The following is a 9,199-nucleotide window of genomic DNA, read 5'->3' as shown; positions in this document are numbered from 1 at the left end:
GCGGCTGACCGCTCCAGCTGGTCGGGTACATGTCGTACACGAGCACTCCTCCCGCCGTGCGCCGCCCGGTCGGCGGCCCTCCCGGCAGATGCTAGGACGTCCGACTATCTCGGTGCCCCGGGCGGACGGCGTCGTCTCACTGCACGGACACGGCTCCCGGTCCCGCAGTCCGGACGGGGCCTCGCGGGGGCGCCGATCGGGCAGACTCGCTCCGGTGAGCGTCCTCCTCGATGTGCCCTCGCTGGTGGCCAAGGCCCTGCGCAAGTCGCTGACCATGGGCTACCTGGACGCCACCCGCACCGAGACCGGCCGGCTGCTGGCCACGCTGGCGGCCAGCCGGACGGGCACCATCGCCGAGTGCGGCACCGGCTGCGGGGTCGGCGCGGCCTGGCTGCGCAGCGGCGCCCCGGCCGGCACCCGGGTGCTGACCGCCGAGCTGGAGGGCCGGCTGGCCCGCGACGTCCGCGCCATGTTCGCCGAGGACGACATCGACGTGCTGCACGCCGACTGGACCGCGCTCAGCTCGGCGGCCCCCTTCTCGCTGCTGTTCCTGGACGCCTCCTCGGCCAAGACGGCCCCCCGCGACGAGGTGATCGAGCTGGTCGAGCCCGGCGGGATGATCGTGCTCGACGACTTCACCCCGAGCGGGCTGACCTCGGCGATGCGTCCGGAGCGGCTCGACCAGCTGCGCAACGACTGGCTGAGCGATCCCCGGCTCAGCAGCGCCGAGGTGATGGTGGCCCCGGACACGGCCGTGGTGCTGGCCGTCCGCCGCCGCTGAGCCCTGCGCCGCCGGGCTGCCGGCAGCCGCGGACGCCTCCAGCAGCCCGTCGAGCGCTCCTCAGCCGCGACCGGCCCGCCGGCGCGACGCCTCCGCCAGCGTGCGGAGCACCTCCACCGTGGTGTCCCAGGACAGGCAGGCGTCGGTGACGCTCTGGCCGTAGGTGAGCCGGTCGGTCGGCGCGGTGACGTCCAGCTCCTGCGCGCCCCCGACCAGGAAGCTCTCGAGCATGACCCCGGCGAGGGCGGTGGAACCGGCGGCCACCTGCGCGGCCAGGCTGCGGGCGACCTCGGCCTGCCGGCGGTGGTCCTTGCCGGAGTTGGCGTGGCTGGCGTCCACCACCACCCGGGGGTTCAGCCCCGCGGCGGCCATCCGCGCCGAGGCGGCGGCGACGTGCTCGGGCCCGTGGTTGGGTCCGGTCCGGCCGCCGCGCAGCACCACGTGGGTGTCGGGGTTGCCCGCGGTCGAGACCAGCGCGGCCCGGCCCTGGGGGTCGATGCCCAGGAAGGACTGCGGCACGGCGGCGGCGGAGCAGCCGTCGACGGCCACCTGCAGGTCGCCGTCGGTGCCGTTCTTGAAGCCCACCGGCATGGACAGCCCCGACACCAGCTGGCGGTGGATCTGGCTCTCGGCCGTACGGGCGCCGATGGCACCCCAGCTGATCTGGTCGGCCAGGTACTGCGGGGTGACCGGCTCGAGGAACTCCGTCGCGCACGGCAGGCCGCGCTCCCCCACCGCGAGCAGGAAGCGGCGGGCGGTGGCGATCCCGGTGGCGATGTCGTGGCTGCCGTCGAGGTGCGGGTCGTTGACCAGCCCCTTCCAGCCCACCGTGGTCCGCGGCTTCTCGAAGTAGGTGCGCATGACCACCAGCAGGTCGCCGCGCAGCGTGGCGGCGAGGTCGGCGAGCCGGTCGGCGTACTCCAGACCGGCCCGCACGTCGTGGATCGAGCACGGCCCGACCACCACGAGCAGCCGGTCGTCGAGGCCGTCCAGCACGGCCGAGACCTCGGCGCGGCCGCGTTCGACGGCGGCGCCGGCGGCGGGTGTGGCGGGCAGCTCGGCGAGCAGGGCGTCGGGCGCGGGCAGCGGGCTGAGCCCGGTCACCCGCAGGTCCGCGGTGCTGGCCCGCAACGGGGTCGTCATGGTGGTCCTCTCCGACGGACCCCGTTCCCAGAGCCCGCCTGACATGGCGAAGGACCAGGAGTTCTCCTGGTCCCGTGGCTTCTGGAAGGTGTGTCGAGCGCGTCAGCCCGTCGCCGGCCCCTCCAGAGCCAACGCGACATAGGCATACCAACGTGCGGTCACGGACCCACCGTAGCCGCACCGACCACGACCGGCCAGCCCGTCCCGCTGGATGGCCGTCCGGCTGAGGACCGACCAGTTTTCCGCCCGCACCCCTCCCGCCGGGGCGCTCCGGCGGGTCATGCTTGGCCCATGCCCCGCGCCCCCCTGCCCCACCGGCTGCGGCGGGCCCTGCTCGGGGTGGCCGTGGCGCTGGGGGCACTCACCCTCACCGGCGCCCTGCTGTGGAGCCAGGCGCCGAAGTGGGGCATCCCCTACGCCCGCTACACCAACGACGCGGGCAGCCCGTGCCGCACCACCTGGACCGGCTACGTCTGCTCGCCGATGACCGTGGCCGACCTGACGGAGCGGACGGGGCTGGTGCTGCCGGAGGGGACCGTGGTCGAGCGCGCGGAGTACGTCAGCACCCACGACTTCGCCCTGACCGCCCGGCTGCTGCTGCCCGAGCCCGAGCGGCGCCCCGACGTCGGCGAGCAGCTCGAGGAGCTGTACGGCCCCTGCCAGCGCGACCAGCCCAACCCGCTGCCGTCGGACTGGAGCGGGCGGTGCGTGCGCACCAGCGACGGCAAACGGGTCGAGGGCCAGCCGCCGCCGACCACCTGGCGGGTGGCCACCGGCACACCCCCGGGGACGGAGCAGCTGGCCCTCGACCTCGACATCTCCTCCCGCTGAGCGCGGGAGCCGCGGTCAGCGCGCCGCGGTGCCCTCGACGTAGTCGTCGTCGTGGCTCTTCACCCAGGCCATCATCCCCCGCAGCTCGCGGCCGGTGGACTCGATCGGGTGCTGCTCGCCCTCGGCGCGGAACTTCTTGAACTCCGGCGCGCCGGCGTCCTGGTCGTCGATGAAGCGCTGGGCGAAGGTGCCGTTGCGCACGTCCTCCAGCACGGCCTTCATGTTCTGCTTGACGTGCTCGTCGATCACCCGCGGGCCGGACACGTAGTCGCCGTACTCGGCGGTGTCGGAGATGCTCCAGCGCTGCTTGGCGATGCCGCCCTCGTACATCAGGTCCACGATCAGCTTCAGCTCGTGCAGGCACTCGAAGTAGGCCACCTCGGGCTGGTAGCCGGCCTCGACCAGCGTCTCGAAGCCGGCCTGGATCAGCGCGCTGGCGCCACCGCAGAGCACGGCCTGCTCCCCGAACAGGTCGGTCTCGGTCTCCTCGGTGAAGGTGGTCTTGATGCCGCCGGCGCGCAGGCCGCCGATCGCCTTGGCGTAGCTGAGGGCGAGGTCCCACGCCTTGCCGGAGGCGTCCTGCTCGACGGCGACCAGCACCGGGACACCACGGCCCTCGGCGTACTCGCGGCGGACCAGGTGGCCGGGGCCCTTGGGGGCGACCATGGCCACGTCGACGCCCTCGGGCGGGGTGATGTAGCCGAAGCGGATGTTGAACCCGTGGGCGAAGAACAGCGCGTCGCCGGCGACCAGGTTGGGCTGGATGGCCTCGGTGTAGAGCTGGCGCTGCAGGTGGTCGGGGACGGCGACCATGATCAGGTCGGCCTCCTCGCAGGCCTCGTAGGGCGTCAGCACACGCAGCCCCTGGGCCTCGGCGCGGGCGCGGCTCCGGCTGCCCTCGGGGAGGCCGATCCGGACGTCGACACCGGAGTCACGCAGCGACAGGGCGTGCGCGTGACCCTGGCTGCCGAAACCCAGCACGGCCACGTTGCGGCCCTGGATCACCGACAGGTCGGCGTCGTTGTCATGGAACATCTGTGCTGCCACGGGTTGATCTCCTTGATGTGGTGTTGTGGGGGTTCGTGAGGGGGCCCGACCGGGACGGTCAGACCACCCGGATCTTCTGCCGGTCGGTGCGGGCGCTGCGGTCGGTGATGGACCGCGGCCCGCGCCCGAGGGCGACGAGGCCGGACTGCACCAGCTCGCGCACCCCGTAGGGCTCGAGCATGGTGACCAGCGCCTGCAGCTTGTCCGGGCTGCCGGTGGCCTGGACGACGATGGACTCGTTGGTGGCGTCCACCGCCTTGGCCTTGAACAGCTGGATGACCTCGAGCACCGCGGAGCGGTTGCCGGCGTCGGTGGCCACCTTGATGAGCACGAGCTCCTGGCGGACCGCGTCGGGCTCCAGCTCGACGATCTTGATCACCTCGACCAGCTTGTTGAGCTGCTTGGTGAGCTGCTCGACGGTGTGGTCCTCGCCCTCGACCACCAGGGTGATGCGGGAGAGCTCGGGGTGCTCGGTGGGGCCGACCGCGAGGGAGTCGATGTTGAAGCCGCGGCGGGAGAACAGCGCGGAGACCCGCGACAGCACGCCGGGCCGGTTGGCCACCAGGACGCTCAGGGTGTGGGTGCTCACAGCTGCTCCTCCTCCCACTGCGGGGCCATGTCGCGGGCGTACTGGATGGCGTCGTTGCTGGTGCCGGCGGGGACCATCGGCCACACCATGGCGTCCTTGTGCACGACGAACTCCACCACGACGGGACGGTCGGTGATGGCCAGCGCCTGCTGGATCACGTCGTCGACCTGCTCCACGGTGACGGCCCGCAGCCCGACGCAGCCCATCGCCTCGGCCAGCTTGACGAAGTCGGGGACCATGTGGGTGCGCAGGTCGGTGTTGGAGTAGCGCCCGCCGTAGAACAGCGTCTGCCACTGCCGCACCATGCCCAGCGACTGGTTGTTGATCACCGCGATCTTGACCGGGATGCCCTCGAGGGCGCAGGTGACGAGCTCCTGGTTGGTCATCTGGAAGCAGCCGTCGCCGTCGATCCCCCACACCACCGCGTCGGGCTGGCCCACCTGGGCGCCCATCGCGGCGGGGACGCAGTAGCCCATCGTGCCGGCGCCGCCGGAGTTCAGCCACCGCCCGGGCAGCTCGTGGGGCAGGAAGTGCGCCGACCACATCTGGTGCTGCCCGACGCCGGCCGCCCAGTAGGCGCGCTCGGGCCCCGTCAGCTCGCCGATCCGCTTGATCACCATCTGCGGGGAGAGGGTGCCGTCCTCGGGGACGTCGTAGCTGATCGGGTAGCGGGCCTGCATCTGCTGCAGGTGCTGCTGCCAGGCGGTGAGGTCGGGCAGCTCGGTGCCCCGCAGCTGCTCCAGCAGCTGGCTGATGACCTCGCGGGCGTCGCCGACGATCGGCACGTCGGCCACCCGGTTCTTCGAGATCTCGGCCGGGTCGATGTCGGCGTGGATCACCCGCGCGTCGGGGGCGAAGGTGGACAGCTCGCCGGTGACCCGGTCGTCGAAGCGGGCGCCCAGGTTGACCAGCAGGTCGCTGCGCTGCAGCGCGCCGACGGCGGCCACGGTGCCGTGCATGCCCGGCATGCCCATGTTGAGCGGGTGGCTGTCGGGCACGACGCCGCGGGCCATCAGGGTGGTGACCACCGGGATGCCGGTGAGCTCGACCAGCTCCAGCAGCTCGGCCGAGGCCCCCGCCTTGACGGTGCCGCCGCCGACGTAGAGCACGGGCCGGCGGGCGGCGGCGATCAGCCGGGCGGCCTCGCGGATCTGCTTGCTGTGCGGCCGGGTCACCGGGTGGTAGCCGGGCAGGTCGATGGTCGGCGGCCAGCTGAAGGTCGTCTTGGCCTGCAGGGCGTCCTTGGTGATGTCGACCAGCACGGGCCCCGGACGTCCGGTGCGGGCCAGGTGGAACGCCTCGGCGATGGCCTCGGGGATCTCGGCCGCGTCGGTGATCAGGAAGCTGTGCTTGGTGATCGGCATCGTGATGCCGCGGATGTCGGCCTCCTGGAACGCGTCGGTGCCGATGGACGGGCCGGCGACCTGGCCGGTGATGGCCACGATCGGGACCGAGTCCATCATCGCGTCGGCCAGCGGGGTGACCAGGTTCGTCGCGCCCGGCCCGGAGGTGGCCATGCACACCCCGACCTTGCCGGTGGCCATCGCGTAGCCCTCGGCGGCGTGCCCGGCCCCCTGCTCGTGGCGCACCAGGATGTGGCGGATCGAGGAGTCGAAGAGGGGGTCGTAGGCGGGCAGGATGGCCCCGCCCGGGATCCCGAAGATGACCTCTACGCCGACCCGCTCGAGGGAGCGCACCAGCGACTGCGAGCCGGTGACGAGCTCGTCGGTCGTGGTGGGTTGGATGGTGGCGCTCACGTGTCCACTGTGACGCTCGCTGGGGCTCACAGGTGCCTCCCTGATCGTCATGCCCGGTGTCCTCTCTGACGGTACGCCGTCTCCCGGAAGTGCTCGTGCAACAAAAAACCCCCGCTGCCAGCAGGCAGGCGAGGGAGCGCGGCGACAGGACCGGAGTCAGTCGACGCGCCGTGGGAGTACGAGGATGTGGTGCTGCACACGGACACGATTGCCCATCCTCGCGACCATGTCAACCAGTGGACAGCGGCTTCCACATGTCGGGACGGGCCAGGTCGTCGAGGAGGGCCGCCGCCGTCTCCCGGTCGCACAGCCGCACCTGCTCCCAGGCCCCGTGCGGGCTGCCCGCGGCCAGCCCGCGGACCTGGCTGCGCAGCCGCAGCCAACGCCGCCAGTGCCGCGCGTTGCGCCGCGGCGGGAGCACCCGGCCGCGGGCGAGCTGCCCGGCCAGGGCGGCCTCGGCGGGCACGTCGATCAGCACGAGCACCGGCCGCCACCCCGCCCGGCGCGCCACCGCCGCGCCGAGGTGGCGCAGCCAGGGACGGGTGGCGGTGTCGTGCACCAGCAGCGGCGGGGCACCTCGGCGGTCGGCCAGCAGGGCGAGCAGGACCCGCAGGGCCTGCAGCAGGTGCACCAGCGGCCGGTACACCCGGTACGGCAGCGGGTGCAACCGGACGGCCAGCCGGGCCGCCACCTGCTCGGGGTCGAGCACGCGGACACCCCCCCGGGCGCCCACCGCGCGCAGCGCGGTCGACTTCCCGGCCCCGGGCACGCCGCCGACGAACACGACGACGGGGCCCCGGTCGGGCAGGACCGGCTGGGCGTGCACGGACATGCAGCCATGGTGCTCCGGCCGGCTGTGCCGCGGCTGTGCCGCAGCCGTGGACCGGGGTCGCGCCCGGGCTGACCCGCAGCGCTCCCCCAGCCGGCAGGCTCAGCTGCAGACCGCGCCCACGTTGGCCGAGCGGACCAGCGCGGAGTACTTCTTCAGCACGCCCCGCTGGGCCCGCGGGGTCGGCGGGCGGGGGGTCCAGCCCTCGGCCCGCGCGGCCAGCTCCTCGGGGCTGACGTCGATGTCGAGGCGCCCCTGCGCCACGTCGAGGGTGATCCGGTCGCCGTCGCGGACGAAGGCGATCGGCCCGCCCTCGGTGGCCTCGGGGGCGATGTGGCCGACGCAGAGGCCGGTGGTGCCGCCGGAGAAGCGGCCGTCGGTGATGAGCATGACGTCCTTGCCCAGCCCGGCGCCCTTGATCGCGCCGGTGATGGCCAGCATCTCGCGCATCCCCGGACCGCCCTTGGGCCCCTCGTAGCGGATCACCACCACGTCGCCGGCGGTGACGGTGCCGTCCTCGAGGGCGTCCATGGCGGCGCGCTCGCCGTCGAAGACGCGGGCGGTGCCGCTGACCACCTCGGTGTCGAAGCCGGCGCTCTTGACCACCGCGCCCTCCGGCGCGAGCGTGCCGTGCAGGATCGTGATGCCACCGGTGGGGTGCATCGGGTTGTCCATCGCGCGCAGGATCGTGCCGTCCACGTCCGGCGGGGCGATGTCGGCCAGGTTCTCGGCCATCGTCTTCCCGGTGACGGTCAGGCAGTCACCGTGCAGCAGGCCGGCGTCGAGCAGCGCCTTCATCACCACCGGGACACCGCCGACGCGGTCGACGTCGGTCATCACGAACCGGCCGAACGGCTTGAGGTCGCCCAGGTGCGGGACCTTCTTGCCGACGCGGACGAAGTCGTCGAGGGTCAGGTCGACCTCGGCCTCGTGGGCGATGGCCAGCAGGTGCAGCACCGCGTTGGTGGAGCCGCCGAAGGCCATGGTGACCGCGATGGCGTTCTCGAAGGCCTCCTTGGTCAGGATCTGTCGGGCGGTGATGCCCTGGCGCAGCATCTGCACCACGGCCTCGCCGCTCTTGCGGGCGAAGCCGTCACGGCGGCGGTCCACGGCCGGCGGGGCGGCGGAGCCGGGCAGCGACATGCCGAGGGCCTCGGCCGCGCTGGCCATCGTGTTGGCGGTGTACATGCCGCCGCAGGCGCCCTCGCCGGGGCAGATCGCCTTCTCGATCTCGGTGACCTTCTCGCGGCTGATCAGGCCCTTCACGCAGGCGCCGACCGCCTCGAAGGCGTCGATGACGGTGACGTCGCGGCCGTCCACCTTGCCCGGCAGGATCGAGCCGGCGTAGAGGAACACCGAGGCCAGGTCGAGGCGGGCCGCGGCCATCAGCATGCCGGGCAGCGACTTGTCGCAGCCGGCCAGCAGCACCGAGCCGTCCATCCGCTCGGCCTCCATCACCGTCTCCACCGAGTCGGCGATGATCTCGCGGCTGACCAGCGAGTAGTGCATGCCCTCGTGGCCCATCGAGATGCCGTCGGAGACGGAGATGGTGCCGAACTCCATCGGGTAGCCGCCGGCGGCGTGGACGCCGTCCTTGACCGCCTTGGCCAGCCGGTCCAGCGACAGGTTGCAGGGGGTGATCTCGTTCCAGCTGGAGGCCACCCCGATCTGGGGCTTGGCGAAGTCGTCGTCGCCCATGCCCACCGCGCGGAGCATGCCGCGGGCGGCCGTGGCCTCGAGGCCGTCGGTCACCGCCCGGGAGCGGGGCTTCACGTCGGCGGTGGTGCGGGTCTCGGCATCGATCGACATGGCCCTCAATCTAGACCGCGGCTGCGACACCTTCCGCGCGCGACCGGCATCCGGCCCTCCCGGCGCAGGCGCGCCGCGCCCGCGACGTGCCGGTGCGCCGGCGGGCCGGGGTGGGAGGATGTCGCCGATGGACGCCACCGCCGACCGCGCCAGCGTGGTCATCACCTACTGCACCCAGTGCCAGTGGCTGCTGCGGGCCACCTGGCTGGCCTCGGAGCTGCTCAGCACCTTCGGCACCGACCTGCGCGTGACGCTGGAGCCGGGCACCGGCGGCGTCTTCACCGTGCACGTCGGCGACACCCTGGTCTGGGACCGCCGCCGCGACGACGGCTTCCCCGAGGCCAAGGAGCTCAAGCGCCGGGTGCGTGACGTCGTCGCCCCCGGCCGCGACCTCGGTCACAGCGACCGCTGAC

Annotated in this window: 9 protein-coding genes; 3 read left to right on the top strand and 6 right to left on the bottom strand. The window is 73.0% G+C overall.

Annotated elements, in window-relative coordinates:
- The first annotated feature begins 214 nt into the window (after positions 1–214).
- Positions 215–781 (top strand): O-methyltransferase, encoded by a 567-nt coding sequence (locus tag GC722_RS06280; protein WP_331714450.1) that lies wholly within the window; start codon positions 215–217, stop codon positions 779–781.
- A gap of 60 nt (positions 782–841) precedes the next feature.
- Here GC722_RS06280 and GC722_RS06275 read toward each other — a convergent pair whose 3' ends face one another.
- Positions 842–1,924, bottom strand: a complete 1,083-nt coding sequence (locus GC722_RS06275; protein WP_156609127.1) for a 3-deoxy-7-phosphoheptulonate synthase — start codon at positions 1,922–1,924, stop codon at positions 842–844.
- A 291-nt stretch (positions 1,925–2,215) separates the two neighbouring features.
- Between GC722_RS06275 and GC722_RS06270 the strand changes: the two genes are divergently transcribed.
- Positions 2,216–2,755, top strand: a complete 540-nt coding sequence (locus GC722_RS06270) for a hypothetical protein (protein ID WP_156609125.1) — start codon at positions 2,216–2,218, stop codon at positions 2,753–2,755.
- Positions 2,756–2,770: 15 nt separating this feature from the next.
- Here GC722_RS06270 and ilvC read toward each other — a convergent pair whose 3' ends face one another.
- The 5 genes from ilvC to ilvD all read right to left on the bottom strand — a co-directional run bounded on the left by ilvC (position 2,771) and on the right by ilvD (position 8,786).
- A complete protein-coding gene (gene ilvC / locus GC722_RS06265; RefSeq protein ID WP_156609720.1) occupies positions 2,771–3,790 on the bottom strand; it encodes a ketol-acid reductoisomerase in 1,020 nt (339 codons plus the stop codon).
- Between the two features lie 70 nt (positions 3,791–3,860).
- Positions 3,861–4,391: an acetolactate synthase small subunit gene (ilvN, locus tag GC722_RS06260; protein ID WP_331714449.1), complete on the bottom strand. Its 531-nt coding sequence runs from the start codon at positions 4,389–4,391 to the stop codon at positions 3,861–3,863.
- The gene (locus tag GC722_RS06255) at positions 4,388–6,199 is read right to left on the bottom strand and encodes an acetolactate synthase large subunit (protein WP_156609123.1); all 1,812 of its coding nucleotides are present in this window, start codon (positions 6,197–6,199) and stop codon (positions 4,388–4,390) included. The genes ilvN and GC722_RS06255 overlap by 4 nt, the downstream gene beginning before the upstream one ends.
- Positions 6,200–6,377: 178 nt before the next feature.
- Complete coding sequence (locus GC722_RS06250) at positions 6,378–6,980, bottom strand: AAA family ATPase (protein WP_156609121.1); 603 nt, start codon at positions 6,978–6,980, stop codon at positions 6,378–6,380.
- Positions 6,981–7,079: 99 nt separating this feature from the next.
- Complete coding sequence (ilvD, locus tag GC722_RS06245) at positions 7,080–8,786, bottom strand: dihydroxy-acid dehydratase (RefSeq protein WP_197429864.1); 1,707 nt, start codon at positions 8,784–8,786, stop codon at positions 7,080–7,082.
- A 127-nt stretch (positions 8,787–8,913) separates the two neighbouring features.
- Here ilvD and GC722_RS06240 point away from each other — a divergent pair, with 127 nt between their 5' ends.
- Entirely contained in the window at positions 8,914–9,198 is a 285-nt protein-coding gene (locus tag GC722_RS06240) for a SelT/SelW/SelH family protein (RefSeq protein WP_156609117.1), read from the top strand.
- The last annotated feature ends 1 nt before the right edge of the window (position 9,199 follow it).

The organism is Auraticoccus cholistanensis (assembly GCF_009742705.1).
In the GTDB taxonomy this organism is placed as follows: domain Bacteria; phylum Actinomycetota; class Actinomycetes; order Propionibacteriales; family Propionibacteriaceae; genus Auraticoccus; species Auraticoccus cholistanensis.
The sequence above is the reverse complement of the archived record's forward strand: the minus strand, read 5'-3'. Positions and strand labels throughout refer to the sequence as shown.